We start from the raw sequence: 25458 nt of genomic DNA on the forward strand, positions 1-25458 counted from the left end.
TTGCGGTCGAGGGCCCTGCAGCAAGGACGCGCAGCGTCGAGGGCGTGGTGCCCTCACCGCACCAGACAGTTGGTCGGCAGCTTTATTAAAACCATGCACACCGACCGTCTCGACTGGCTCTTGCCCGCTCACCGTCGCGGGACCCTGAGCGGCATGGATGCCGCGCCAGAGCCTACACGGACGTACTTGCGGCGTGTCCCGCGAGGGTGGGCGGGCAAGGGCCCTGCAGCAAACTCGCAGCGTCAAGAGCGCGGTGCCCTCACCGCACCAGACAGTTGGTCGGCTGCTTTATCGAAAACCATGCACACCGCCCATCTCGACTGGCTCTTGCCCGCTCACCGTCGCGGGACCTTGAGCGGCATGGATCCCGCGCCAGAGCCTACAGGGACGTACTTGCGGCGTGTCCCGCGAGGGTGGGCGGGCAAGGGCCTTGCAGCCAAGCCACAGACCTAACGGCGCCCGTCCGTCAGCAGCGTCCACCCGATGACCGCGAAGACGCTTTGCGAGCGTTCTCAAGTGAACCGCCTGACGCCTTTAGCGCGGCCAATGCGCGGGATCAGATCTCGGTCGGGCCGATGTGGTGCCGCTTGCGGTAGCGGATCGAGGACCACACCGAGGCGGCGATGAAGGCCACGCCGATCAGGCCGGTCAGCACCTCCGGTACGTGGTACACGGTGCCGACCAGCATGATGATCGCCAGCACGCCGATGGCGTAATGGGCGCCGTGCTCCAGGAACACGAACTCGTCCAGGGTGCCCTTGTGCACCAGGTAGACCGTCATCGAGCGCACGAACATCGCGCCGATCGCCAGGCCCAGCATGATGATGACCACATCGCGGGTGATCGCGAACGCGCCGATCACGCCGTCGAACGAGAACGAGGCGTCCAGCACTTCCAGGTACAGGAAGGCGGCAATGCCAGAGCGCTTGGCCGGGCCCATGCCGTCCTCGCCCTCTTCGGCCTCGAACAGCGCGTCCACGCTGCCGACCAGCAGGTACAGCAGGATGCCGCCCAGGCCGGCGAACAGCACGCTCTGGAAGATGGCGTCGGGCAGGAACAGCTTGGTGCCCAGCAAGACCGACACCGCCACGATCACCGACATCGCATCGGCCTTGCCCAGCTTGCCGACCAGCCGTTCCACCGGGCCGAGCCAGTGCAGCTTGCGCTCCTGGTCGAACAGGAAGTTCAGGAACACCAGCAGCAGGAACATGCCGCCGAAGGCGGCGATGGACGGGTAGTTGTCGGTCAGCACCTGGCTGTAGCGGTCCGGCTCCTTCAGCGCCATCTGCATCACCGGCACCAGGCCCATGCCGGTGGCCACCGACACGATCACGATCGGGAACACCAGGCGCATGCCGAACACCGCGATCAGGATGCCGACGGTGAGGAACAGCTTCTGCCAGAACGCGTTCATGTGCTTGAGCACGCCGGCGTTGACCACCGCGTTGTCGAACGACAGCGACACCTCCAGCACGCTCAGCACCAGGCATAGCCACAGGGCCTGCCAGATGCCCATCGCGGAGGTATGACCCCACCAGGCAGCCAGGCCCAGGCAGATCGCTGTGACCAAGAACGACATTCTGAAATCGCGAAACATTGACACTCCCAGGCGGGCCAAGACGACAGCCGGAGCAACGGGCCGGGGCGAGGCCCGGCAGATCCGGCATGCGGTGAGGAGGGGGGACCGCGGCGTGACCCAAGGTCAGGCCGGGCGTGGCTCGCCCATTATAGGGAGTGTCACCGCCATCAGGGTTGCATCGTCCGGATCCGGGCGTACCCCGAAGCCCAGGCTCTGGCACATCGCCAGCATGGTGCGGTTCTCGCGCAGCACCTGGCCTTCGATCTGCTTCAGGCCCAGCCAGCGCGCGTACTCGATCATGATGCGCATCAGCTGCCAGCCGATGCCGTGGCCCTTGAGGTCGGAGCGGATCAGGATGCCGTACTCGCCACGCTCGTAATCGGCGTCGGCATGCAGCCGCACCGCGCCGAGCATGTCGCCGGTCTTGGGGTCGATAGCCACCAGCGCGATCGAGCGCGCGTAATCGAGCTGGGTCAGCCGGGCGATGAATTCGTGGCTGAAATGCTTGACCGACTGGAAGAAGCGCAGCCGCAGGTCTTCGTCGGTGACCCGCGCGAAGAACGCGCGGAACAAGGCGTCGTCCTCCGGGCGCACCGGACGCACCAGCGCATGCGTGCCATCGCCCAGCCCGATCTGGCGCTCCCATTCCTTCGGATACGGGAAGATCGCAAAGCGCGGATGACCGCGGCCCTTGTGCAGCTTGCGCGCCGGCGCCACCGCCACGCGCGCGTCCAGCGCGATCACGCCATCGCGGTCGGCCAGCAACGGGTTGATGTCCAGCTCGGTGATTTCCGGGATGTCGGCGGCCAGCTGCGCCAGCTTGACCAGCACCAGCGCCACCGCGCGCTCGTCGGCCGCTGGCACGTCGCGGTAGGCCTTGAGGATGCGCGAGACCCGCGTGCGCCCGATCAGCTCGTGGGCCAGGCGCAGGTCCAGCGGCGGCAACGCCAGCTCGCGGTCGTTGATCACTTCCACCGCGGTGCCGCCACGGCCGAACACGATGGCCGGGCCGAACACCGGGTCGTCGGCGATGCCGGCGATCAGTTCACGCGCCTTCGGCCGCAGCACGGTGGGCTGCACGATCACCCCCTCGATCACTGCATCCGGCAGCGCAGCGCGCGCCCGCGCCAGGATGCCGGCCGCCGCCTCGCGCACCGCCGCCACGCTGGACAGGTTCAGGCGCACGCCATCCACATCGGACTTGTGCGCGATGTCGCTGGACAGCACCTTCAAGGTCACCGTGCGGCCGACGGCCAACAGCGGGTCGGCCAGCAAGGCGGCCTCGTTGGCGGTGGCGGCCACCTGCAGCGGCACGATCGGGATGCCGTAGGCGGCCAGCAGGCGGTTGGTGGCAACCGGGTCCAGCCAGCGCCGGCCGGCCGCCAGGGCGTCGTCGACCACGGTGCGGGCAATGGCCGCATCCACCACGAAATCTTCCGGCAGGCTGGGCGGGGTCTCCATCAACGCCGCCTGCGCCTCGCGATAGCGCACCAGGTGGGTGAAGCCGCGCACCGCGTCCGATTCGGTCGCATAGGTGGGCACGCGCGCGGCGTTGAGCGCGGCAATCGCCGCATCGTCCTGGCCCAGCCATACCGCGAACACCGGCTTTTCGCGCTGGTAGCGGTTGCGTTGGTCCAGCGCGCGGGTCAGCGCCTTGGCCGCATCGGCCGAGGAGGTGAACGCGGTCGGCACGTTGACCACCAGCAGCGCGTCGTTCTCCGGGTCGTCCAGCAAGGCTTCGATCGCCGCGGCATACCGCGGCCCATCGGCATCGACGATGATGTCCACCGGGTTGCTGCGCGACCAGCCTTGCGGCAACGACTGATCCAGCCGCTCCAGCGTCTTGGCCGACAGCTCGGCCAGGGTGCCGCCGCGCAGCACCAGCTGGTCCACCGCCAGCTGCCCCACCCCGCCGCCATTGCTGAGGATGGCCAGCCGCCGGCCGGGAAAACTGCCGAGCCGGCCCAGCGTCTCGGCGGCGGCAAACAATTCGTCCAGCGCGCCCACCCGCAACAGGCCGGCACGCGCGAATGCGGCGCCATACACCGCATCCGAGCCGGCCAGCGCCTGCGCATGCGTATCGGCATTGGGATTGATGCGGAACTGGCGGCCCGACTTGACCACCACCACCGGCTTGGCGCGCGCGGCGGCGCGGGCGGCCGACATGAACTTGCGCGCATCGCCGATGCGTTCGACGTACAGCAGGATCGCGCGGGTGCGGTAGTCGGTGGCGAAGTAGTCGAGCAGGTCGCCGAAATCCACATCCAGCGTGTCGCCCAGCGACACCACCGCCGAGAACCCCACCGAGCGCGCCACGCCCCATTCCACCAGCGCGGCGGCAATCGCGCTGGATTCGGAGATCAATGCCAGGTCGCCGGCCTGCGGGCAATGCGCGGCGATGCTGGCATTGAGCCGCGCATGCGGGGCGATCACGCCCAGGCAGTGCGGGCCGAGGATGCGCATGCCCTTGGCGCGCGCGGCCGCTTCCATCCGCGCGGCCGGCGAGCCGGGGCCGCTGCCCAGCCCGGCGGTGAGGATGATCGCCGCAGCCACCCCGCGCCGCGCGGCGATGGAGACGATGCGCGGCACGATGCGCGCCGGCGCGGTGATCACCACCAGGTCCGGCACCCACGGCAGATCGGTCAGTCGCGCCACCGTGCGCACGCCGTCGATCTCGGTATAGCGCGGGCTCACCCAGCCGATCTGCCCGGGAAACCCGGCCGCGCGCAGATTGCGCACCACCGCCCGCCCGGCCGAGCGATCGCGCGGGCTGCCGCCGACCACCGCCACGGTGGTGGGACGAAAGACCTGCTGCAGGTGGTAGGTACTCATGGCGAAGAGACGGCGGGGAAAGCGGACACGGTACACGTCGGCCCGAGCGCACGTCATTGATCCCGCGCTGAAGAAGCGCGACGCAGCGCCTGTTATTGTTGTGAACGATTCGCATTTTCGTTAATATCGTGTGGTCAGCCAGCTTCCTGCGCCGCCCCGCGCCCTGCCGCCAGCGACCCACTCGGAACAGGGCCCCCCATGAAACTGCTGACCTTGTCGGCGCTGCTGCTCGCTGCCTCCGCCTCTGCGCACACCCCTTACCTGGCACCCAACACCTTCACGCCCCAACCGGGCCAGACGGTGACCCTGGACGCGGCCTTCGCCGAGACCTTCTTCGTCCCGGAGGCGGCCTTCGACCAGAGCCACTTCCGCATCACCGGGCCCGACGGCCGCGATGTCGCGCCGGCCCGGGTGCAGGCGCTCGACACCCGCACCGTGGTCGAACACACCCTGGGCAAGCAGCCCGGAACCTACCGGGTCAGCACCGGCCTGCGCGTGGGCGCGCAATTCCGCACCTGGGAGCTGGATGGCAAACGGCAGACCGTGCGCGATCCGAACGTACCCATGCCCAAGGGCGCCACGCTGCTCGCCAGCTTCCAGTCGCGCACCCTGGCTGACACCTATCTGAGCATCGGCAAGCCCGATCGCACCGCGCTGGCGCCGCGCAACCGTGGCCTGGAACTGGTGCCGGTCTCCCATCCCAACGACCTGTATGTCGGCGAGCGCTTCGTCTTTACGGTGCAGTACGACGGCGTGCCGCTGGCCGGGCAGACCGTGGACATCAGCGAGGCGGTCTGGACTTCCGACCGCAGCCCGACGCTGGTCAGCCTGACCACCGACGCGGCCGGCCGCGCCACGATGAAGCTTGACCGCGCCGGCACCTGGCTGGCGCTGTCCCGCCACCGCACCCCGGCCCCGGCCGACGCCCCGGTGCGCGAGTACAGCAACAGCACCACGCTCACCTTCCAGGTGCTGGAGCCGTAGCGCCGCGCAACCGCTGCGGCGGTTGCATTGCCCCACTGGCCCGACTTCGCCGGCGCGGTGTCTCCGCCCGGCGTACCGACACGCCTGCAGGCCCAGCCAGCGCCACGGCCCGCCACCGTTTTCCCCCTCAAGAGGCAATCCATGAACACTGGCTCCCTGGCCGGCGCGTGCCTGTGCGCGCTGCTGCTTCCCGCAACCGCACTCGCCCAGTCCGGGCCGCGCCCGCTGCTCGGCGGTCACGGCAACAACGTGCAGGCCTTCATCACCCAGCATGACGACGACCGCGACGGCCGCATCACCGCCGCCGACTTCGCCGCCTTTCGCCGCGCCCGCTTCGACGCCACCGACCGCAACCACGACGGCAGCGTCGACGAGGACGAATACGTGGCCGAATTCCGCCAGCGTCGCCAGCAGGCGCTGGAGCAGGAACGCAGCGCGCAGGCCGCGCACGGCAGGCAGCGCTTTGCCGCACTCGATGCCGATGGCGACGGGCAGGTGGCGCGCGCCGAATTCGACGCCGCCGGTGCGCAGGACTGGGCGCGCGGCCAGGCGGCGCTGACGGCGGCGGCCAAGGCGCCCCCGGGCGACAGGACACAGGCCTTCGATCGCGACGGCGGCCGCCCCGGCATGCCCGACAGCCAGTCGGCCGAGGGCTTCCTGGCGCTGTACGACGAGAACGGCGACGGCAAGGTGGGCCGCAAGGAATACGCCGACCTGCGCGCGGCGCAGTTCGCCAGCGCCGACGGCGACCGCAACGCGGCGCTGTCGCCGGACGAGTACCGGGTGGAGTTCGAAGACCGCCTCAACCGCCGCCTCACCGCGCTCGAGCAGGCCGACGACCGCCAGGTGCATGTGCGTTTCAAGGTGCTCGACACCGACAAGGACCAGCGCATGACCTTCGCCGAATATCAGGCGTCGGGGCTGCGCACCTTCGCCCGCGTCGACCGCAACCACGATGGCGTGGTCGATGCCAGCGATGCCGCGCTGCCGCCGCCGGCGCCTGCGCCTGCGACCGCGCCGGCCACCACGCCGGCCCGGGCCGACTGACCTGCCGCGCGGGCCCTGGCGCCCGTGCCCCCTGGTCCGCCGCTGGCGGGCCCACCCAGCTACGCGACTGCGGTGTTCTGCCGCTTGCAGCCAGGTCCGCGCCGTCCGGCGCTCCTTCCTCTCCCTGACTGTGGACTCCACGATGACCTCGACACCGACCCTGCTGGCCCTGGCGATCGCCACCGGCCTGGCCTTCCCGCTGCATGCCGAACAGGCACCGGCCGACGCCACCACCTTCGACCCGGTCGAAGTGAAGGCCGCGCGCGACAAACGCGCCTCCGGCAACCAGAACGTCACCACCCTCGACACTGCGCAGCTGCAGCAGGAACAGGCCGAGAGCATGGAGGACCTGGTGCGCTACATCCCCGGCGTGAGCATCGCCGACATGGGCCGCTTCGGCGAGAACGGCTTCAACATCCGCGGCCTGGAAGGCGACCGGGTGGCGATGACCATCGACGGCCTGTCGATGGCCGAGGGCGTGGAGACCGCGCGCGACTACGAGTTCTTCCGCGCCGGCCGCGGCGGCGTGGACGTCGATTCGCTCAAGCGGGTGGACATCGTCAAGGGCGCCGATTCCATCAGCGCCGGCAGCGGCGCGCTCGGTGGTGCGGTGGTATTCACCACCAAGGACCCCTACGACTACCTCAAGGCCCAGGGCAACGACAGCCATGTCGGCCTGAAGACCGGCTACACCGGCCACAACGACCAATGGCTGGGCAACCTCACCGTCGCCAACCGCAGCGGCATCGTCGAATCGATGCTGAGCTACACCCGCCGCGAGGGCCACGAGTCCGAGGGCTGGTATTCCAGCACCGGGATCGACACCGGCAGCGCGCGGCGCACGCCCGACCCGATCGACAACGAAAGCGACAACGTGCTGGCCAAACTCGACGTGGTGCCGAACGCACAGCACCGCTTCGGCGTGGTGTACGAGCGCAACCGCGCGCAGAACCGGGTCGACAACCGGAGCCGCGTCAGCGCGCCCAGCTACGCCGAACGCGTTGGCGACGACAGCAACGACCGTGACCGCTACGGCCTGCGCTACCTCTGGAATGCCGACAACGCCCTGTTCGACACCCTGCAGGCGCAGCTGGACCGCCAGCAGACCGACAGCCGTGGCACCACCCGCATCCTGACCCAGAGCGGCAGCTCGAGCACGCCGGCCACCGCCGCCACCACGCGCTGCACGGTGGCGCTGCCGTGCCGCCGGGCCGAAGATCGCGACACCGAGCAGACCCTGGACCGCATCGCGGTCGACTTCGACAAGCAGCTGCATGGCAACGGCTGGTCGCAGGCGCTGCTGTACGGGGCGGCCTGGCAGCGCCGCAGCATCGACTACAGCGCGATCGACTACCGCTGGAACAATGCCGGCACGCTGGACACCGCCACCATCGACCCGGCGCAGGTGCCCAAGACCGATGCCGACAGCTGGAACGTGTACCTGCGCGATCGCATCGGCCTGCTCGACGACCGCCTGCAGCTGACCCTGGGTGCGCGCTACGACCACTATCGCTACGCGCCGACGCTGTCGCCCACCTTCGTCGACAGCACCGGCACGGTGCGCGAGGTGACGTTCTCCTCGCCCACCTGGCAGGCCGGCATCAGCTACGCCTTCACCCCGCAGCAGACGTTGTGGTTCCAGGCCGGGCGCGGCTTCCGTGCCCCGACCACGGCCGAGATGTATGCCCCGACCAGCATCACCGCGCTGACCCGGGTGGACACCGGTGCCACCGTCAACGTCCCCACCGTGGCCGCCAATCCCGCGCTGGAGGCCGAGCGCAGCCTCAACCTGGAACTGGGCTGGCGCTGGGAGAGCGACTGGGCGCGCGTGGGCCTGTCGGTGTTCCGCGACCGCTACGACGACTTCATCCAGAGCGAGACCGTCACCACCGATGCCGGCACGCTCTACCAGACCTGTACCCGCGGCGTGTGCACCACGCGCAACGGCTACGCCTACACCACGCTGCGCAATGTCGGCCAGGTCGAGGTCAAGGGCGTGGAACTGGATGCGCAGTTCAGGCTCGGCGATGCCTGGCTGCTGCGCGCGGCATGGACCCACAACCAGGGCGAGCTGGAAGATGGCCGCCCGCTGGACAGCATCAATCCGGATCGCGGCGTGCTCGGCCTGAGCTGGCAGGGCCTGGACGAGCGCCTGCGTGTCACCGCCAACATCACCCATGCGCTGGCCAAGAAAGCCAAGGACGTCAACGTCGAGAACGACATCTTCGGCGCTGCGGCCGAGCCATTCCTCAGCGATGCCTACAGCGTGGTCGACCTGTTCGGCAGCTACCGTTTCAACGCGCACGTGCGCGTCAATCTCGGCGTCTACAACCTGTTCGACGAGCGTTACTACCAGTGGGCGCGCATCCGCAATGTCACCCGCGGCGATTTCTATCTGTACGGCTATGCCACCGATGACGGCATCGGCCGCTACAGCGAACCGGGCCGAAACCTGCGCGCCACGCTGTATGTGACCTTCTGAGGCGCGATCGCCGCTGCGCCTCGCTGCACGGTGGGCCGTGTAGCGAGGCAGGCTGGACCACCGGTCCGGCCTGGTCCGGCACCGGCCGCGGAGTGCCGAGTGCCGAGACGCAGCGTCAACGACCGGGCGAGGTGCCGCGTTGCGTGCGGCTTCTCGACCGGAGCATGGCGGGGCGCAATTGTTCGCGCGCCCCGCGCACTGCCCGCCGCGCTACAACAAGGTGCCGCTGAGGATCGCGGCGGCAATGCTGAAATAGATCACCAGGCCGGTGACGTCCACCAGGGTCGCCACGAACGGCGCCGAGGCGCTGGCCGGGTCGAAGCCGAGCCGTTGCAGCACGAACGGCAGCATCGAGCCGGACAGCGAGCCGAAGGTGACGATACCGATCAGCGCCGCACCGATGGTCAGCGCCACCATCTGCCAGTGCGGGCCGTAGTCGTACAGGCCGGCGGTCTGCCAGAGGGTGATGCGCACGATCGCCAGGATGCCCAGGATGGCGCCCAGGGTGAGCCCGGTGGGCAGTTCGCGCAGCGCCACCTTCCACCAGTCGCCCAGGCGCAGTTCGCGCAGTGCCAGCGAGCGGATCAGCAGCGAGGTGGCCTGCGAGCCGGAGTTGCCGCCCGAGCTCATGATCAACGGAATGAACAGGGTCAGCACCACCGCCTTGGACAGCTCGTCCTCGAAGTGCTGCATCGCGCTGGCGGTGAGCATTTCGCCCAGGAACAGCACGCTCAGCCAACCGGCGCGCTTCTTGATCATCTGGCCGAAGCCGATCTGCATGTAGGGCTTGTCCAGCGCCTCCATGCCGCCGAACTTGTGCACGTCCTCGGTGGATTCGGCGATCAGCGCGTCCAGCACATCGTCCACGGTGACGATGCCCAGCACATGGCCGTGCGCATCCACCACCGGGATCGCCAGCAGGTCGTGGCGGCGGATCAGCCGGGCGACTTCTTCCTGGTCCAGCGCCGGGTCCACCGTGACCGGCGGGTTGACCTGTGCCACCTCCAGGGTCGGCGCATCCGGCGCGCCGGTGATCAGCCGGCGCATGGTGACCACCTGGGTCAGCACGCGGGTGTGCGGGTCGAGCAGGTAGATCGCATAGACCGTCTCGCGGCTGCGCTCCACCTCGCGGATGTGCTGCAGGGTGCGGCCCACGGTCCAGTCGGCCGGCACCGCCACGAACTCGGTGGTCATCAGCGCGCCGGCGGTATTGGGCGGGTAGCGCATCAAGGCCTGGATCGACAGCCGCGCCTCGGCACTGAGCAGCCACAGCAACCCCTGGCGCTGCTCGGCATCCAGGCCATGGAAGATGTCGGTGGCGCGGTCGTCGGCCATCTGCCCGAGCAGGGAGGCGGCCTGCTCGGCCGGCAGTTGCGCGACCAGGGCGCTGGCGTCGTGCAGCTCGGGTTGTTCGAGCACCTTCACCGCACGCGGCGGCGGCAGCGCGGCCAGCACATGGGCGGCATCGTCCCGGTCGAGGGTGTTGAGGTATTCCACCGCATCGGCCGTATTGAAGTCGGCCATGGGTGCGATCAAGGCATCGACGCCTTGGGCAAGGCGCAGGGTTTCGTTGTACATGGGGTTCGCCTGGTGACGACCGTCGTCGATGACAGCCGGCGAACCTGAAGCCTCAGGCACGCGCCAACTGGGTCATCGACCCGGGTCTAGGGTGACTGTCGCTGGACATGAGAGAGGGCTCCGAGAGTGCGTACCGACCGGTGATCCGGGCGGCGGCGCGGCGCAGTCTGCGCGCCTGGGCTGGCGTGGTCAATGCCCTGCGTGGGCGGCGCTCAGCGCGCGTCCAGCCGCCGGTGCACGGCATGGCTTGAAAGGCGCGATCGGGCCGCCGGGCAGCGGACGCCGCACGCACGCCCTGCGGCAGATCCACAGTGGCGAGCAGCCATCGGGCCGCAGCCGGAACAGGGCGCGGGCGTCGCGCCCTAGGCTGACCCCGGCGTTCGATGGCGATGCCGGCGCCCGCTGGCGGCGATCGCCTGCCGTGTTGCAGGCAGGACACGCTGATCCGGGCCGACAGGCCGCCGCGGGCGGCATAATGCACCTCTCAACGGAGAGTGCGCATGCATAGCGGTGGTCTGGAACTGGCTCTGGTGCTGATGCTGGCCGCCATCGTGGCGGTGCCGGTGTTCAAGCGCTTCGGCCTGGGCGCGGTGCTGGCCTACCTGGTCGCCGGTGTGGTGCTCGGCCCCGATGGCGTGGGCGTGGTGCAGGATGCCGAGCGCATCAGCGGCGCGGCCGAGATCGGCGTGGTGATGCTGTTGTTCGTGATCGGCCTGGAACTGTCGCCGGCACGTTTGAAGGTGATGCGGCATTCGGTGTTCGGTGCTGGCGCCACTCAGGTGGTGGTGACCACGCTGATCCTGGGCGGCCTGCTGATGCTCGGCAACCTGGGCTGGAAAAGCGCGTTGATCGTCGGCGTGGCGCTGGCGTTGTCGTCCACCGCGGTGGGGCTGCAGCTGCTGGCCGAACGCAAGGCGCTCAATAGCGATTACGGGCGCCTGGCATTTGCCATCCTGCTGTTCCAGGACCTGATCGCCATTCCGCTGCTGGCGGCGATTCCACTGCTGGGCGGCAGCAAGAACGCCACCCTGGAATGGCAGGACGTGGCCAAGGCGGTGGCGGCGCTGGCGCTGGTGATCCTGTGCGGGCGCTTCGTGCTGCGCTATCTGTTCAACATGGTGGCACGCACGCGCATGCCGGAAGTGTTCACCGCCAGCGCCTTGCTGGTGGTGCTGGGCACCGCCTGGATCATGCAGGAAGCCGGATTGAGCGCCAGCCTGGGCGCGTTTCTGGCAGGCGTGCTGCTGGCCGATTCGGAATTCCGCCACGAGCTCGAATCGCAGATCGAGCCGTTCGAAGGTTTGCTGCTGGGACTGTTTTTCATCTCGGTCGGCATGGGCATCGACCTGAACCGGGTGGTCGCCGAGCCGTGGCTGATCGCCAGCGGCGTGGCGATCCTGCTAGTGGTGAAGTTCTCGCTGCTGGTCGGGATCGGCAGCGTGGCCAGACTGCCGCTGCGCAGCAGCCTGATGCTGGGCAGCGTGTTGTGGCTGGGCGGCGAATTCGCCTTTGTGGTGTTCAACGAGGCCGATCGCGTCGGCTTGCTGGAGCGCGCCAACCACGACCGGCTGGTGGCCATTGTCGGTGTCTCGATGGCGTTGACGCCGCTGTTGCTGCTCGGCATGCAGCGCATCCTCAACGGGCCGCTGCGGCTGCACGCGCCCACGTCCGATCGCCCGTTCGACGCCATCGATGCGCAAACGCCCAAGGTCCTGGTCGCCGGCATGGGCCGCTTCGGCCAGGTCGTGGCGCGCCTGCTCACCGCGCGGCATGTGCCGTTCGTGGCGCTGGAACACAATCCGGACACCGTGGAGGACTTGCGCCGCTTCGGCAGCCAGTTGTACTACGGCGACCCCACCCGCCCGGAACTGCTGCGCGCCGCCGGTGCCGACCGCATCAAGGTGTTCGTGATCGCGGTGGACGACCCGGAAACCAACATCAAGGCGGTGCGGCTGATCCGCCGCCTGTACCCGCAGGCCACGGTGCTGGCACGTGCACGCAATCGCCAGCATGCCTGGAAGCTGATGGACCTGGGCGCCGAACCGTTCCGCGAGGTATTCGCCTCCAGCCTGGAACTGAGCGAACGCGTGCTGACCTCGCTCGGGCTGGGCGAGGCGGTGGCCAAGGAGCACGTCAAACGGTTCCGCCAGCACGACGAAGAGTTGTTGCATCGCCAGCACCTGGTCTATGACGACGAAGCCAAGGTGATCCAGACCTCGCGCGATGCACGCGCGGACCTGATGCATCTGTTCGAAGCCGACGTCAAGGCCGATGTGGACGGCGAGCCTGCACCCACCACGCTCGATCGCTGAGCCCTTCGTAGGAGCGTGCCTGCGCGCGACGAGGCGTTATCGGTAAAGCCCCGTCGCGCGCGGGCACGCTCCTACGCGGATGTGGTGCATCTTTCGTCAGCGTTAGCTGCGCAGTCGACGCTTGAAGACGACCTGCACGCGAGCATTCGATCGCGTCCAAGTCCTAAGCCGATGCGGATGGCGAACCTGCACCAACCACCCACAATCGCTGCCGTGTTCGTAGGAGCGTGCCTGCGCGCGACCCGGGCGTTACCGATAAAGCCCGTCGCGCGCGGGCACGCTCCTACGTGGAGCTGCGGCGGCTGTATGCCGCTCGCATCCCTCAGCGGCGTGGCGTGCGCGCCGCGGTCTTGCTGGTCGACTTCTTCGCTGCGCGCTTGCCTGCCGCGGTCTTGCCGGCGGTCTTTGCGACCTTGCCGGTTGCGCGTTTGCTCACGGCTTTCTTTGCCGCGCTGCCCGGCGACGTAGCCGCATCCTGCAATGGTCTTGCTGCAGCCGCAGATGCGCGGTTGGCTGGCGCCTTGGTGATCTTCCTGGCCGGTGCCTTGGCAACCTTCTTGACCGTCTTCCCGGTGGCTTTCTTGACCGGCGTGGTGGCGCTGCCACGGGCGTCCGGTGCGCGGCGCGGCGGTGGCTTGCGGCCCGGGGTGAGCGCGCGCCAGGCGTGTCCACCATTCATGGCCAGCAAGGCATCGGCGGCCGAGGGGCCGGCGCTGCCGGCGGCGTAATTGGGGAAGTCGCTGGGCGGTTGTTTCCAGGCATCCAGGATCGGCTGCACGATGCGCCAGGCCCCTTCCACCATGGCCGCGTCCTGGAACAGGCCGGCCTCGCCGTTCATGCAGTCCTGCAGCAGGCGCTCGTAGCCCACCGTGTATTCCTTGGGGAACCAGTCGCGGTAGCGGAAGTCCATTCGCACCGGTGCCAGGCTGACCTGCGCGCCGGGGCGCTTGACGTCGAACTGCAGCGAGATGCCTTCGTCGGGCTGGATATGCAGCACCAGCCAGTCGGGGCCGTAGCCACCCACTTCGGTGCTGCGGAACGGCGCCAGCGGCGCCGGCTTGAAGCGGATCGCGATCTCGGTGGTGCGCTCACGCAGGCGCTTGCCGGTGCGCAGGTAGAACGGCACGCCGGCCCAGCGCCAGGTGTCGACCTGCAGCTTCATCGCTACATAGGTTTCGGTTTCCGAATCGTCCGGCACCGTGTCTTCTTCGCGATACCCCGGCACGGCGCTGCGGTTGACCGCGCCGGAGGCATACTGGCCGCGCACCACGTCTTCGGGCTTGATCGGGCGCACTGCTTCGATCACTTCGGCGCGGCGGCGATGCATCGCCTCGGTGGTGAACGCGGCCGGCGGCTCCATCGCAATCATCGCCAGCAACTGGAACAGGTGATTGGGCACCATGTCGCGCAGGCAGCCGGTGGGATCGTAGAAGCGTCCGCGCCCCTCCACCCCGATGGTTTCGGCGGCGGTGATCTGCACATGATCGATGCGGTCGCGGTTCCATACCGGCTCGAACAGGCCATTGGCGAAACGGAACGCCAGGATGTTCTGCACGGTTTCCTTGCCGAGGAAGTGGTCGATGCGGAACACCTGATCCTCGTGCAGCACCTTGGCGACAGTGGCATTGAGCGCGACGGCGCTGGGCAGATCGTGTCCGAAGGGTTTTTCCACGATCACCCGACGCCAGCCCTCGCCCTCGCGTTGCCGGACCAGCCCAGCTTCGCCCAGGTTGAGCAGTACCGGCTCGAAGAAGCGCGCGGCGGTGGCCAGGTAAAACAGCACATTGCCCTGGGTGCCATAGCGCTTGTGCAGTTTCTCCAGCGCGCCACCCAGGGTTTGATAGGCGCCCAGGTCGGTGAAATCGCCGCGCAGATAATGCATGCGCTCGCGCAGCCACTCCCAGGTGTCGGTATCGAACTCGTCGGTCTGGAATTCGGCATCGCGGCTGCTGAGCAGCTCGGTCATCGACTGGCCCATCATCGTGCGCCACGAGCGCTCGCTTATATCGCCATGATCCATGCCGACGATGGCGAACTGCTCGCCCAGCGCGCCGGAGCGGCGCAGGTTGTATAGCGCCGGCATCACCAGGCGCTTGGTCAGGTCACCGCGTGCACCGAACACCACGATGATGCACGGCGGGGTTGTGGCTTGTTCGTTCATGGATGTGTTTCCTTTTCGCCCATGCGTCCGTGCAGGCGCAATGCCGCATTGACCAGAGCCACGTGGGAATACCCTTGCGGGAAGTTGCCAAGCATGCGTTTGCTGCGCGGGTCGTACTCTTCGGCAAGCAGGCCCACGTCGTTGCACAGCCCGAGCAGACGTTCGAGCAGCATGCGTGCCTGCTCGGTGCGCCCGAGCAATGCATAGTTTTCCACCAGCCAGAAGCTGCAGGCAAGAAAGGTGCCCTCGCCGGCCGGCAGCCCGTCGGCGCTGTCGTCGGCGCGATAGCGTTCGACCAATCCATCGATGGTCAGGTCGCGTGCGATCGCATCGGCGGTGGCGGCGATGCGCGGATCCTCGGCCGGCAGGAATCCCACGATCGGAATCAGCAACAGCGACGCGTCCAGACGGTCGGAACCATAGCTCTGCACGAAATGCCCGTCCGGGTGCACGCCCTTCTCCAGCACTTCTGCGCGGATTTCCTCGGCGATGCGGCCCCAGTGTGCGCGCTTGGCCGCATCGGCATTGGTGATGCCATCGCGCGCGCCGCAATCGAAGGCCAGCCAGGCCATCACCTTGGAATGCACGAAATGACGGCGCTCGTCGCGGATCTCCCAGATGCCTTCGTCGGGCAGGCGCCACAGCGTTTCCAGCGTCTCCAGCACTTTTTCCAGCAAGGATGCCGACGAGCCATCGGCGTCGGACAGCGGTGCCACGCCCTTTTCGCGCGCGTAGTGGAACGCACCGATCAACTCGCCGTAGACGTCGAGCTGGAACTGATCCACCGCCCCGTTGCCGATACGCACCGGGCTGGAGTTTTCATGGCCGGGCAGCCAGTGCGCTTCCCATTCCTGCAGCCGGCGCTCGCCGGCGATGCCGTAGAGCGCCTGCAACTGGTCCGGCGACCCGGCGATGGCACGCTGTACCCAATCGCGGAAGGCCTCTGCCTCGTCGCGATACCCGGCCTGCAGCAGGGCGATCAGCGTGAACACCGAATCGCGCAGCCAGCAGTAGCGGTAATCCCAGTTGCGGGTGCCGCCCAGATGCTCGGGCAACGAGGCCGTCGGCGCAGCGACGATGCCGCCAGTGGGCAGATAGCTGAGCCCTTTCAACACCACCAGCGAGCGACGCACCTGCTCGGTCCAGGGGCCGACATCGGTGCAGCGACGTGCCCAGCCATGCCAGAACGCGGCCGTGCGTTGCAGCGCCTGTTCCGGATCGATCGCCGTTGGCGTGGGCTGATGCGACAGGCCATGGCTCAGCAGGAACCAGGTGCTCTCGCCCTGGCGCAGCGTGAAGTCGGCTTCGGTGCCCATGTCCTCGCCATGCAGCGCCTGCGGCGAGCGCAGGGCGAGCTGGTCGGGCCCGGCGATGGCGCGGATGCCGCCATCGATACGCGTCACCCAGGGCACGGTGCGGCCGTAGTTGAAGCGGAAGGTCAGGCGCATGTGCATCGGCACCTCGCCCTGCACGCAACGCACGATCCGCACCAGGTGCTGGTGGCCGTCGCCTTCCTCGCTGGCGACCATGAAGTCGACCAGTTCCACCGTGCCGGTGTCGGTGCGCATGCGCGTGCACAACACCAGGCTGTCGTCTTCATAGGCACGTTCACTGCGAAAGTCGCCGGCCGGCGACAACGCCCATTGCCCGTGCTGCTCATCGCCCAGCAGGGATGCGAAAAACGCGTCGGAATCGAAACGTGGCAGACACAGCCAGTCGATGGTGCCACGGTGGTCGACCAGGGCCGCGCTGTGGCAATTGCCCAGCATGGCATGGTCCTCGATACGCACGCTCATCGTAGAGGCGCTTCCTTCGTGCGAGTGAAGGCCCAGTCTTGCACGCGCAGTGTCGGGATCAGGTTACGAGAACGCCGGCAGACGCAGCAATGGTGGCACCGTGTGTTCCAGGCGACGGATCAGTGTCGGGTCCATGTAGGCGTAGTCGTCGGGAATCTGCAGACAGGCCACCCGGCAATGGCGCAGATGCGCGGCAAAGCGTTTGCGCAACAGCTGCAGATGGCGACGCTCCATCACCAGCACCAGCTGCGCCTCGTGCAACAGCTCCGGGGTGAGCTGCACGTCCGCATCGGCGGCCAGCCCGGCCGACTGCGTCTGCACGCCCGGCCAGTCGGCGAACACGCGCTCGGCGGTGGGGCTGCGCAGCCGGTTACGGCTGCACACGAACAGCACCCGCAGCGGTGCCCCGCCGCGCTGGCTCAGCGGCCTTCGCGCAGGAAGCGCGCCATCGAGGACACACCCGGCAAGGCGGGCTCGAACTGGCCAGCCACATCGATGAACCCGCGCATGATCGCGATCTCGCGCGGGGTGCGGTTGAGCGCGTCGCGGCGGTCGGCATCGGCGCCGGCCCGCAGCAGGCGCTGCACCAGCAGCGGCAAACCGTGCAGTGCGGCCAGGTGCAGCGGGCCGAAACCGCGCTGATCGGCCACGTCCAGCGAGACGTCTTCATCGAGCAGGCGTTCGACGCCGGCCAGCACCACCTGCTCGTCGCAGGCGGTGCCCGGTTCGGCGCGCGCGCCCAGCAACAGCAGCAGGGGGCTGACCCGGCCACCGGCCAGATACTCCGGGTCGGCGCCGGCCAGCAGCAAGGTATCCAGCAGGGCCAGCAGGCGGCTCTTGTCGCGCGCGGTGAAGCCGTACAGCGCGGCGCAATGCAGCGGCGCCAGGCCCTGGTCGTCGTTGGCGTGCACGTCGGCCGCCGCGGTGAGCAGGCGCGCCACGATATCCGGCAGGCCCAGCGCGCAGGCCAGCATCAGCACGGTGACGCCGCCGGGCAGGCGGTGCTCGATCTGCGCGCCGGCCTGCAGCAACGCGGCCACGATCTCGGTCTGGCGCATGCTCACCGCCGCCGACAACGGCGTGGCGCCGCTATTGGCTGCGCGTTGCGGATCGGCGCCGCGACCGAGCAGATGCGCCACCACGCCGAGATGGCCGCCACCGGCCGCACGCAGCAGCGCGGTGCAGCCCTGCGCATCGATGGCGTCGACCGGCAGGCCGAGATCGATCAGGCGACGCACCGCATCGGTGTCGCCGACCATCGCGGCCGCCGGTACATCCGCCTCGCGCAGGCTGCGGTGCGGCAGCGACCAGATGCGCCAGTCCAGCCAGTCGGCCAGGTCGCGGCGGCCGATCGACAGCGCCACGCCCAATGGGGTCTGCCCGTCGGCAGCGCGCGCTTCCGGTGAGGCGCCCTGCTTGACCAGCAATTTCAGCGATGCCTCGCGGCCCAGCGCGGTGGCCAGGTGCAGCGCAGTCATGCCGTGGCTGTCGCGCGCCTCGCGGTCCACGCCGTGTTCCAGCAACCACTGCTGCAGGCGCAGCCAGCCCAGCCGCACCGCCAGCGACAACGGCGGATCGCCGGCCGCCGACGCGGCGAACGGGTCGGCGCCGCGTTCGAGCAATTCCAGCGCGAACTGTTCCAGCCCGCGCGATGCCGCATCGTGCTGCACGCAGGCGCTGAGCAGCCGTGTCAGCCCGCCCGCACCGGCGGGCGAGACGCCATGGCGCAGCAGCGCCTGCAGTGCCGGCACCGCCTCCACGCCCCGCGAGAGCAGTGCAAACATCGGTACGTCGCCGCAGGCATCGCGCACTTCGGCATCGGCCCCATGGCGCAGCAGCCAGTCCACCGCATCGGCGTTCAAGGCCAGATGCGCGTCGTGCAGCAGGCTGCCAAGTTCTTCCGGGCCGCACAGGCGGGCCAGCGCGACCAGGCCGTCGCGTTGACCGAACTGCAGGCCTTCGCGCAACAACACCAGGGGCGGGCGGTCGGGCAGCAGCGCCACGCCGGGGGTCTCGCCGTGCGCATCGCTGACCGCCGCCGGCAACGGATAGGCGGGGTCGAGCAATTGCACGATCGCCCAGCGCCCGGCTTCGGCGGCCACATCCACCGCGCGCCGGCCGTGCGCATCAGCGCTGTCGGCCGGCACCTGCAGGTCGAGCAGGCGCCGGATCAGGGCTGGCGACACGTTGTCGGCGGCGCAGGCCAGCATCACCGCGTTGCGGCCCTCGCCATCGACGGCCAGCACATCGGCCTTGCGTGCGACCAGGCGTTCGAGCACGCCGCTCCGTGCCTGCCGCGCCGCATCCAGCCACGGCGTGCGGCCGAGCAGGTCGCGCGCTTCCAGATTGGCGCCGGCCGCCAGCAGCGCCTCGACGATGTCGCCGTGCCCGGCCAGTGCGGCTTCGTGCAGGGCACTGCGGCGTTGACGGTCGCGCGCATCCACGCGCGCCTTGTGCTTGAGCAGCAGTTGCACGCCGGCCGGGTCGTCCTCCTCGGTGCCGGCCGCTGCCAGCAGCACCGGCGCGCCGCCGTCCGGTTCGGAGTGGGCGCCGCGTTCCAGCAGGAACTTGGCCAGCCGCCAGTTGCCGACCTGGCAGGCCATCGCCAGCGGCGAGTGACCATCGTGGTTGAGCGCGTCGAGCTCGGCGGCGGCATCGCGCAGCAGCGCGGCCACGCCCGGGTCGGAACTGCGCACCGCATGATGCAGCGGCGTATTGCCGTCGTTGTCGCTGGCGCGCGGGTCCGCGCCGTTGGCCAGCAGCGTCATCACCGCGTCCGGGCGACCGTGCCAGCTGTCGCGCGTGGCGGCCAGCAACGGCGTCATGCCGCGATGCGGCTGGTTGACGTCGACACGGCGCACGATCAGCTCGCGCAGCAGGCGCAGGTCCGGCAGCACCGCGGCCAGCGCAGGCAGGCTGCGTTGGTCGCGCCACTCCGGCAGCGGCATCGCCTGCGGGTCGGCGCCGGCATCGAGCAACTGCAGTGCGCGGTCCACGCGTCCGCTGCGCGCGGCCTCGAACAGCTCGGGCACCAGTTGATGCTGGGCCACCGGCTCCAGCGGACGCGGCTCGGCCGCCGCTTCGGAAAAGAAATCGGCCGCCTGCAAGGCCGCCGGGGCGTCGCTGCGTCCCGGCGCGGCGGTGCGTTGCAACAGCAGATGGGCGGCCGGCAGCAGCACGCTGGCGGCGATCGCCAGACTCCAGCGCAAGCTGCTCGACAGCCAGCCCGGCCAGGCCAGCGCCACCACCAGCGTGCACATCGCCAGCACCAGGGCAGCGGCGAGCAGGCCGCGCCAGGCGTGCAACTCCTGCGTCGCCAGCGCATGCCAGCGCGGGGCCAGGGCGCCGCCATCGCGCTCGACCTCGCCCCACAGCGGCCAGGTCCGCCACAGCCCGAGCAGCGCAGCGCTGACCGCCACACTCAGGGCCAACGCGGCAGCCAGGCTGCCGCTGTCGCGCAGGGCGGTCAGCGGCCAGCTGATCAGGGCGGCCAGCGCCAGCAGGCCCACGCCCCAGACCGTCAGCAGCGGCGGCAGGGCCTGCGCAACCGCGCGCGGCGGACTGGGCAATGCGCGGGTACCGCGCGCCCACGACACCGCCAGCGCGAACGCCGGCTGCGCCAGCCACAGCGCCACCGCGGCAACGCCGCCGCCGATGCCGCCCAGCAACGACAACGCCACGCCGGCCGCCCCGGCCAGCGCTGCGGCCCGCACGCGTGCGGCCCGTGCGGCCTCAGTCATAGTCGCACTCGCCCGCCAGCACCACCGTCTTGGGCAGCTGCAGATAGAAGCCATGCTTGCCAAGTGCGTCGCGCACCGTGGTCACGTCGGCCTGCGCCAGGCGGCGCTCGGGCGTCAACGCCACCTCCAGCACGAACGCGAACGGCGCCAGCTGCGCGTGCACGGCGGCAGGAAGACCGGAGAAGTCGTCGCGCGTGGCGAGATAGACGAAGGTGTCCTGCTTGCGTTGGCTTTTATAGACGTAGGCGTGCATGCGCGCGTGGTCGCGCTCGATCGGCAAGTGTGTCGCAGGATTGTGTCCCAATTGTGCCGATGGCGAAAGCGCGGCAGCACGCGAAAAGTCCTGCCCCGTCAGCGACATGACCGGCACGTTCAGTTGCGCCATCGACGGGAGGCAGACCCGCCATCGATATACTGAGCCCACTTTTTGCCAGCAGACCACCGTGAGCCAAGCGCAGCATCCGTCCCAGATGGCCCCGGTCGCCGTCACCGCCTTTACCTCCACCACCGCGCTCGGCGCCGGGCTCGATGCCCAGGCTGCCGCCCTGACCGCTCGCCGCAGCGGCATGCGTCGCAACGATTTCGGCCCGCAGCCGCTGCGCTGCTGGATCGGCCGCGTGGAGGGCGTGGAAGACGTCGTCCTGCCGCAATCTCTGCAAGGCTGGGACTGCCGCAACAATCGCCTGGCCTGGCTGGCCCTGCAGCAGGACGGCATGGCCGAGGCGGTGCAGGCCGCCGCGCAGCGCTACGGCGCCGAGCGCGTGGCGGTGATCATCGGCACCTCCACCTCCAGCATCGGTGCCAGCGAGGCGGCCTATACGCGCCTGGTCGAAGACGCCGACGGCGCACGCTTCCCCGACGATCTGGATCGCCCGATCGTGCATACCCCGCACTCGCTGGGCGACTTCGTGCAGCACGCCACCGGCCTGCGCGGCCCCAGCGTGACCGTGGCCACCGCCTGTTCGTCCAGCGCCAAGGTGTTCGCCCAGGCCGCGCGCCTGATCGATGCCGGGGTGGTGGATGCCGCCCTGGTCGGCGGCGTGGATACCTTGTGCGGCAGCGTGCTGTTCGGCTTCAACTCGCTGCAGGTGGTGGCGCCGGAGCTGTGCCAGCCGTTCGATGCGCGCCGGGTCGGCCTGAGCCTGGGCGAGGCCGGCGGCTTTGCCCTGCTCGAACGCACCGCTGCCGCACCGCACGCCACCCTGTGGCTGTACGGCTATGGCGAATCCAGCGATGCGCACCATATGTCTGCCCCGCATCCGCAGGGCCTGGGCGCGCAGCTGGCGATGCGCGATGCGCTCGATCGCGCCGGCCTGGACGCCGATGCGGTGGGCTATCTGAACCTGCACGGCACCGCCACCCCAGCCAATGACAGCGTGGAGGCGGCCGCGGTGGCGGCGATCTTCCCCGCCACCCTGCACGCCAGTTCGACCAAGGCCTGGACCGGCCACACCCTGGGCGCGGCCGGCATCGTCGAATCGGTGATCGCGCTGCTGGCGCTGCGCGACGGCGTGCTGCCGGGCACGCTCAACAGCGCCGTGCCCGACCCGGCCTGCGGCCCGCAGATCCGTTTCGACAATGCCCATTCCAAGATCGATTACGCCATGAACAACTCCTTCGGCTTTGGCGGCAACAACTGTTCGCTGCTGTTCGGGCGGGCCCGCTGATGCTGGCTGCCACCATCGAGGGAATCGGCTTCTGGACCCAGGGCCTGCCGAGCTGGGAGGCTGCTGCGGCCTTCGTCCGTGACGGCACGCTGCAGGACACCGGGGCACGCCCGGCGCCGCAGCTGCTGGCCGCCAACGAACGCCGCCGCGCACCGGACACGGTGGCGGTCTCGCTGGAAGCGGCGCTGGCCGCCTGTCACGCCGCCGGCCGCGCGCCGGCCAGCCTGCCGTCGATCTTTACCTCCACCTATGGCGATCTGGCCATCTCCGACTACATGTGCACCACGCTGGCCAGCGACCCATTGGCGATCTCGCCGACCAAGTTCCACAACTCGGTGCATAACGCCGCGGCCGGCTACTGGACCATCGGTGCCGGGGCGATGACCCCGGCCACGGCGATCAGCGCCAGCCTGGGCAGCTTCGCGCAGGGCCTGCTGGAGGCGCTGGTCCAACGCGCCGCCGGCATGGACGCGGTGCTGCTGGCCGGCTACGACGCCCGCTCGGTCGGGCCGCTGGGCCGGGTCGCACCCAGCCAGGGGTTGCTGGGCGGCGCGCTGGTGCTGGGCGCCCCCGGCCAGGCCGGCAAGCCGCAGCTGCGGGCGTGGCTGGACGACGGCACGCCGACACCGGGCGAGGGCCCGTTGTCGCGGCAGGTCGCCGGCAATGCGATGGCGCCGATGCTGCCGTTGTTCGACCTGCTCGCCGCTGGCGGCGAGCGCGTGGCGCTGTACGCCGGCCCGGGCCGGGTGTTGCAGCTGGAGGTCCAGCAGTGAGCCGGCAACCGCTGACCCGCGAGGACACCGCGATCCTGGTGCCGGCCCTGAACGAGTCGCTGCGCATCCGCGAAGTGGTCAACGATGCGCTGACCTATTGCTCGAACGTGATCGTGATCGACGACGGCTCCGATGACGGCACCGCCGACTGCATCGCCGACCTGCCGATCACCCTGATCCGGCATCCGCAGCGCAAGGGCAAGGGCGCCGCGTTGCGCAGCGGGTTTGCGCAGGCGCAGCGGATGGACATGCGCGCCGTGATGACCATGGACGGCGACGGCCAGCACAAGGCGGCCGATTTCCCGCGCCTGTTGGCCGCGGCCAACCGCCACCCCGGCTGTGTCATCGTCGGCGCACGCATGCGCAAGCGCGCCACCCAGCCCACCATCCGCCGCATCGGCAACGATTTCGGCGACTGGGGCATCGCCTGGGCCTGCGGCTTCCAGCTGGTCGACAGCCAGAGCGGCCAGCGCCTGTATCCGGCCTCGGTGTTCACCCTGCCCGACGTGCCCGGCGAAGGCTTCGTGTTCGAAGCGCAGCTGCTGATTTCCGCCGCGCGCCAGGCCGGCGCGCGCGTGGTCGCGGTGCCGATCGAAACCCGCTACGCCGGCACCTCGCCGGGCACCTTCCGCAAGAGCCATTTCCGGCTGGTGCGCGACCTGTGGGAAATCACCTCGCACGTGGTCGTCCAGGCCTGGAGCTACGGGCATATCTGGCGCGAGTACCGCCGCGTGCGCGCCAACCCGGTGCTGATCGACGACGCCGACGGCGAATTTGCTACTGTGCCAGCGGTCACCACCAACAAGCCATCCCCATGAATGCACAGCGTGCCGATGTCGTTATCACCGGTGGTGGCCTGGCCGGCCTGAGCCTGGCGCTGCAGCTGCGCCAGCGCGACCCCGAACTGGCGATCACCGTGCTGGAGCGCCGTGCGCACCCGGTGCGCGAGGCCGCGTTCAAGGTCGGCGAATCCACGGTGGAAATCGGCGCGCATTATTTTGCCGACGTGCTGGGCCTGCGCGAGCACCTGGAGACCGAGCAGATCCGCAAGTTCGGTTTCCGCTTCTTCTTTTCCGACAGGCGCCAGGACATCGACCGCTGCACCGAGCTGGGCGTCAGCCAGATCCTGCCGACGCCGTCGTGGCAGATCGATCGCGGCCGCTTCGAGAATTTCCTCGGCGAGCGCGCCCGCGCGCAGGGCATCACGTTTGTCGACGGCTGCAGCGTCAAGGGCGTGGACCTGGCCGATGACGATGCCGACCACGCCGTGCGCTACGAGCGCGCAGGCGAGGCCGGCACGCTGCGCGCACGCTGGGTGGTGGATGCCAGCGGCCGCGCCGGCCTGCTCAAGCGCAAGCTCGGCCTGGCGCAGGACAACGCGCACGACGCCAATGCAGTGTGGTGGCGCGTGGAAGGCCTGATCGACCCCAATGGCTGGTCGCAGGACAGCAGCTGGCTGCAGCGCTGCACGCCGCCGGATCGCTGGCGCTCGACCAACCACATGTGCGGGCCGGGCTACTGGTTCTGGTTGATTCCGCTCTCCTCCGGCGCGCATTCGCTGGGCATCGTCTGCGATGCGGCCATGCATCCGCTGGACACGATGAACACCCACGACAAGGCGATGACCTGGCTGCGCACGCATCAGCCGCAGGTCGCCGCCACGCTCGACAAGGCCGACTACCGGCTGCAGGACTTCCTGTTCCTGCGCAACTTCTCCTATGGCTGCACGCAGGTGTTCTCGCCGCAGCGCTGGGCGCTGACCGGCGAAGCGGGGTTGTTCCTGGACCCGTTCTATTCGCCCGGCAGCGACTTCATCGCAATTTCCAATACCTACATCTGCGAACTGATCGGCCGCGACCGCGCCGGCAGATCGCTCAGCCCGTATGTCGAGCTGTATCAGCAGCTGTATTTCTCGTTCTACGAAAACACCCTGACCCTGTATCAGGATCAGTACGCCCTGTTCGGCGATGCGCAGGTGATGCCGGTCAAGGTGATCTGGGATTACACCTACTATTGGTCGCTGCTGGCGCCGCTGTTCTGCAGCGGACGGATCGCCGACCTCAGCCTGCTCTCGCGCATGAAGGCGGATTTTTTCTACGCGCGCGACATGAATCTGGCGATGCAGCGCGTGCTGCACGACTGGGGCCAGCACAACACTGCAGAAGGCCTGGCCAGCGACGATGGGCGCCTGCTCGATCAATACCTGATCGGCTGGTTCAACGAACTCAACGGCGCCTTGCACGACACCCTCGACGACGATGCCTTTGCCGCGCGCATCCACCGCAATGTCGCGCAGATGGCGGTGCTGGCGCGCGAGATCCTGCACAAGGCGCGTCAGCGCCATGCCGGACTGCCGGACCATGGACTGGACGCCTTGACCGCCAACGCCGTCGGCGAACCCATCCTCACCGCCGCCTGGTACGCCGACGCAGCGTAAGCTTGAAGACCGTGCCGGCGACGGCGCGTGCGTTTCTGCATTCAGACCTAGCATCTATACTTCGGGCATC

16 protein-coding genes are annotated in these 25458 nt (G+C 69.1%); 8 read left to right on the forward strand and 8 right to left on the reverse strand.

Annotated elements, in window-relative coordinates:
* Nucleotides 1–556 precede the first annotated feature (556 nt).
* Together CPBF1521_RS20065 and CPBF1521_RS20070 are read right to left on the reverse strand one after the other, a co-directional pair.
* Nucleotides 557–1597 (reverse strand): DUF475 domain-containing protein, encoded by a 1041-nt coding sequence (locus tag CPBF1521_RS20065; protein ID WP_104534912.1) that lies wholly within the window; start codon nucleotides 1595–1597, stop codon nucleotides 557–559.
* 105 nt (nucleotides 1598–1702) lie between these two features.
* Nucleotides 1703–4411, reverse strand: coding sequence for a bifunctional acetate--CoA ligase family protein/GNAT family N-acetyltransferase (locus CPBF1521_RS20070; RefSeq protein ID WP_104584156.1), 2709 nt, complete (start codon nucleotides 4409–4411; stop codon nucleotides 1703–1705).
* Between the two features lie 198 nt (nucleotides 4412–4609).
* Here CPBF1521_RS20070 and CPBF1521_RS20075 point away from each other — a divergent pair, with 198 nt between their 5' ends.
* From CPBF1521_RS20075 to CPBF1521_RS20085, 3 genes are all read left to right on the forward strand, one after another.
* Nucleotides 4610–5395 carry a DUF4198 domain-containing protein gene (locus tag CPBF1521_RS20075; RefSeq protein ID WP_115678061.1) on the forward strand — a complete coding sequence of 262 codons (786 nt, stop codon included), beginning with the start codon at nucleotides 4610–4612 and terminating at the stop codon, nucleotides 5393–5395.
* Nucleotides 5396–5536: 141 nt separating this feature from the next.
* On the forward strand, nucleotides 5537–6442 hold the full coding sequence (locus tag CPBF1521_RS20080) for an EF-hand domain-containing protein (protein WP_115678062.1): 906 nt from the start codon (nucleotides 5537–5539) through the stop codon (nucleotides 6440–6442).
* A gap of 142 nt (nucleotides 6443–6584) precedes the next feature.
* A complete protein-coding gene (locus tag CPBF1521_RS20085; RefSeq protein WP_115678063.1) occupies nucleotides 6585–8924 on the forward strand; it encodes a TonB-dependent hemoglobin/transferrin/lactoferrin family receptor in 2340 nt (779 codons plus the stop codon).
* A 210-nt stretch (nucleotides 8925–9134) separates the two neighbouring features.
* On the opposite strand, the gene mgtE is transcribed toward CPBF1521_RS20085, so the two are convergent.
* Nucleotides 9135–10502, reverse strand: a complete 1368-nt coding sequence (gene mgtE, locus CPBF1521_RS20090) for a magnesium transporter (RefSeq protein WP_115678064.1) — start codon at nucleotides 10500–10502, stop codon at nucleotides 9135–9137.
* 500 nt (nucleotides 10503–11002) lie between these two features.
* Between mgtE and CPBF1521_RS20100 the strand changes: the two genes are divergently transcribed.
* Nucleotides 11003–12814 carry a monovalent cation:proton antiporter-2 (CPA2) family protein gene (locus tag CPBF1521_RS20100; RefSeq protein ID WP_104650313.1) on the forward strand — a complete coding sequence of 604 codons (1812 nt, stop codon included), beginning with the start codon at nucleotides 11003–11005 and terminating at the stop codon, nucleotides 12812–12814.
* 322 nt (nucleotides 12815–13136) lie between these two features.
* Here CPBF1521_RS20100 and zwf read toward each other — a convergent pair whose 3' ends face one another.
* The 5 genes from zwf to CPBF1521_RS20125 all read right to left on the reverse strand — a co-directional run bounded on the left by zwf (nucleotide 13137) and on the right by CPBF1521_RS20125 (nucleotide 20764).
* Nucleotides 13137–14975 (reverse strand): glucose-6-phosphate dehydrogenase, encoded by a 1839-nt coding sequence (zwf, locus tag CPBF1521_RS20105; RefSeq protein ID WP_181901310.1) that lies wholly within the window; start codon nucleotides 14973–14975, stop codon nucleotides 13137–13139.
* A complete protein-coding gene (locus CPBF1521_RS20110) occupies nucleotides 14972–16771 on the reverse strand; it encodes a glycoside hydrolase family 15 protein (protein WP_115678066.1) in 1800 nt (599 codons plus the stop codon). Before CPBF1521_RS20110 ends, zwf begins: the two co-directional genes overlap by 4 nt.
* Before the next feature lie 63 nt (nucleotides 16772–16834).
* Entirely contained in the window at nucleotides 16835–17164 is a 330-nt protein-coding gene (locus CPBF1521_RS20115; protein ID WP_115678067.1) for a low molecular weight protein tyrosine phosphatase family protein, read from the reverse strand.
* A 26-nt stretch (nucleotides 17165–17190) separates the two neighbouring features.
* Nucleotides 17191–20511 carry an ankyrin repeat domain-containing protein gene (locus tag CPBF1521_RS20120; protein WP_115678068.1) on the reverse strand — a complete coding sequence of 1107 codons (3321 nt, stop codon included), beginning with the start codon at nucleotides 20509–20511 and terminating at the stop codon, nucleotides 17191–17193.
* Nucleotides 20504–20764, reverse strand: a complete 261-nt coding sequence (locus CPBF1521_RS20125; protein ID WP_115678217.1) for a YcgL domain-containing protein — start codon at nucleotides 20762–20764, stop codon at nucleotides 20504–20506. The genes CPBF1521_RS20120 and CPBF1521_RS20125 overlap by 8 nt, the downstream gene beginning before the upstream one ends.
* Before the next feature lie 217 nt (nucleotides 20765–20981).
* Between CPBF1521_RS20125 and CPBF1521_RS20130 the strand changes: the two genes are divergently transcribed.
* Genes CPBF1521_RS20130 through CPBF1521_RS20145 form a run of 4 tightly spaced genes read left to right on the forward strand, consistent with a single transcriptional unit; the run spans nucleotide 20982 to nucleotide 25388 of the window.
* A complete protein-coding gene (locus CPBF1521_RS20130; protein WP_115678069.1) occupies nucleotides 20982–22178 on the forward strand; it encodes a beta-ketoacyl-[acyl-carrier-protein] synthase family protein in 1197 nt (398 codons plus the stop codon).
* Nucleotides 22178–22951 carry a beta-ketoacyl synthase chain length factor gene (locus CPBF1521_RS20135; RefSeq protein WP_115678070.1) on the forward strand — a complete coding sequence of 258 codons (774 nt, stop codon included), beginning with the start codon at nucleotides 22178–22180 and terminating at the stop codon, nucleotides 22949–22951. Before CPBF1521_RS20130 ends, CPBF1521_RS20135 begins: the two co-directional genes overlap by 1 nt.
* A complete protein-coding gene (locus CPBF1521_RS20140; protein WP_115678071.1) occupies nucleotides 22948–23769 on the forward strand; it encodes a glycosyltransferase family 2 protein in 822 nt (273 codons plus the stop codon). Before CPBF1521_RS20135 ends, CPBF1521_RS20140 begins: the two co-directional genes overlap by 4 nt.
* Entirely contained in the window at nucleotides 23766–25388 is a 1623-nt protein-coding gene (locus tag CPBF1521_RS20145; RefSeq protein WP_115678072.1) for an NAD(P)/FAD-dependent oxidoreductase, read from the forward strand. The genes CPBF1521_RS20140 and CPBF1521_RS20145 overlap by 4 nt, the downstream gene beginning before the upstream one ends.
* The last annotated feature ends 70 nt before the right edge of the window (nucleotides 25389–25458 follow it).

The organism is Xanthomonas euroxanthea (genome assembly GCF_900476395.1).
In the GTDB taxonomy this organism is placed as follows: domain Bacteria; phylum Pseudomonadota; class Gammaproteobacteria; order Xanthomonadales; family Xanthomonadaceae; genus Xanthomonas; species Xanthomonas euroxanthea.

Bases quoted from the DNA above. Each gene is read 5' to 3' on its own strand.
- CPBF1521_RS20085 (WP_115678063.1), top strand. From the start codon at position 6,585: ATGACCTCGACACCGACCCTGCTGGCCCTGGCGATCGCCACCGGCCTG.
- CPBF1521_RS20120 (WP_115678068.1), bottom strand. From the start codon at position 20,511: ATGACTGAGGCCGCACGGGCCGCACGCGTGCGGGCCGCAGCGCTGGCC.
- mgtE (WP_115678064.1), bottom strand. From the start codon at position 10,502: ATGTACAACGAAACCCTGCGCCTTGCCCAAGGCGTCGATGCCTTGATC.
- zwf (WP_181901310.1), bottom strand. From the start codon at position 14,975: ATGAACGAACAAGCCACAACCCCGCCGTGCATCATCGTGGTGTTCGGT.
- CPBF1521_RS20110 (WP_115678066.1), bottom strand. From the start codon at position 16,771: ATGAGCGTGCGTATCGAGGACCATGCCATGCTGGGCAATTGCCACAGC.
- CPBF1521_RS20100 (WP_104650313.1), top strand. From the start codon at position 11,003: ATGCATAGCGGTGGTCTGGAACTGGCTCTGGTGCTGATGCTGGCCGCC.
- CPBF1521_RS20130 (WP_115678069.1), top strand. From the start codon at position 20,982: ATGGCCCCGGTCGCCGTCACCGCCTTTACCTCCACCACCGCGCTCGGC.
- CPBF1521_RS20125 (WP_115678217.1), bottom strand. From the start codon at position 20,764: ATGCACGCCTACGTCTATAAAAGCCAACGCAAGCAGGACACCTTCGTC.
- CPBF1521_RS20135 (WP_115678070.1), top strand. From the start codon at position 22,178: ATGCTGGCTGCCACCATCGAGGGAATCGGCTTCTGGACCCAGGGCCTG.
- CPBF1521_RS20145 (WP_115678072.1), top strand. From the start codon at position 23,766: ATGAATGCACAGCGTGCCGATGTCGTTATCACCGGTGGTGGCCTGGCC.
- CPBF1521_RS20075 (WP_115678061.1), top strand. From the start codon at position 4,610: ATGAAACTGCTGACCTTGTCGGCGCTGCTGCTCGCTGCCTCCGCCTCT.
- CPBF1521_RS20080 (WP_115678062.1), top strand. From the start codon at position 5,537: ATGAACACTGGCTCCCTGGCCGGCGCGTGCCTGTGCGCGCTGCTGCTT.
- CPBF1521_RS20070 (WP_104584156.1), bottom strand. From the start codon at position 4,411: ATGAGTACCTACCACCTGCAGCAGGTCTTTCGTCCCACCACCGTGGCG.
- CPBF1521_RS20065 (WP_104534912.1), bottom strand. From the start codon at position 1,597: ATGTTTCGCGATTTCAGAATGTCGTTCTTGGTCACAGCGATCTGCCTG.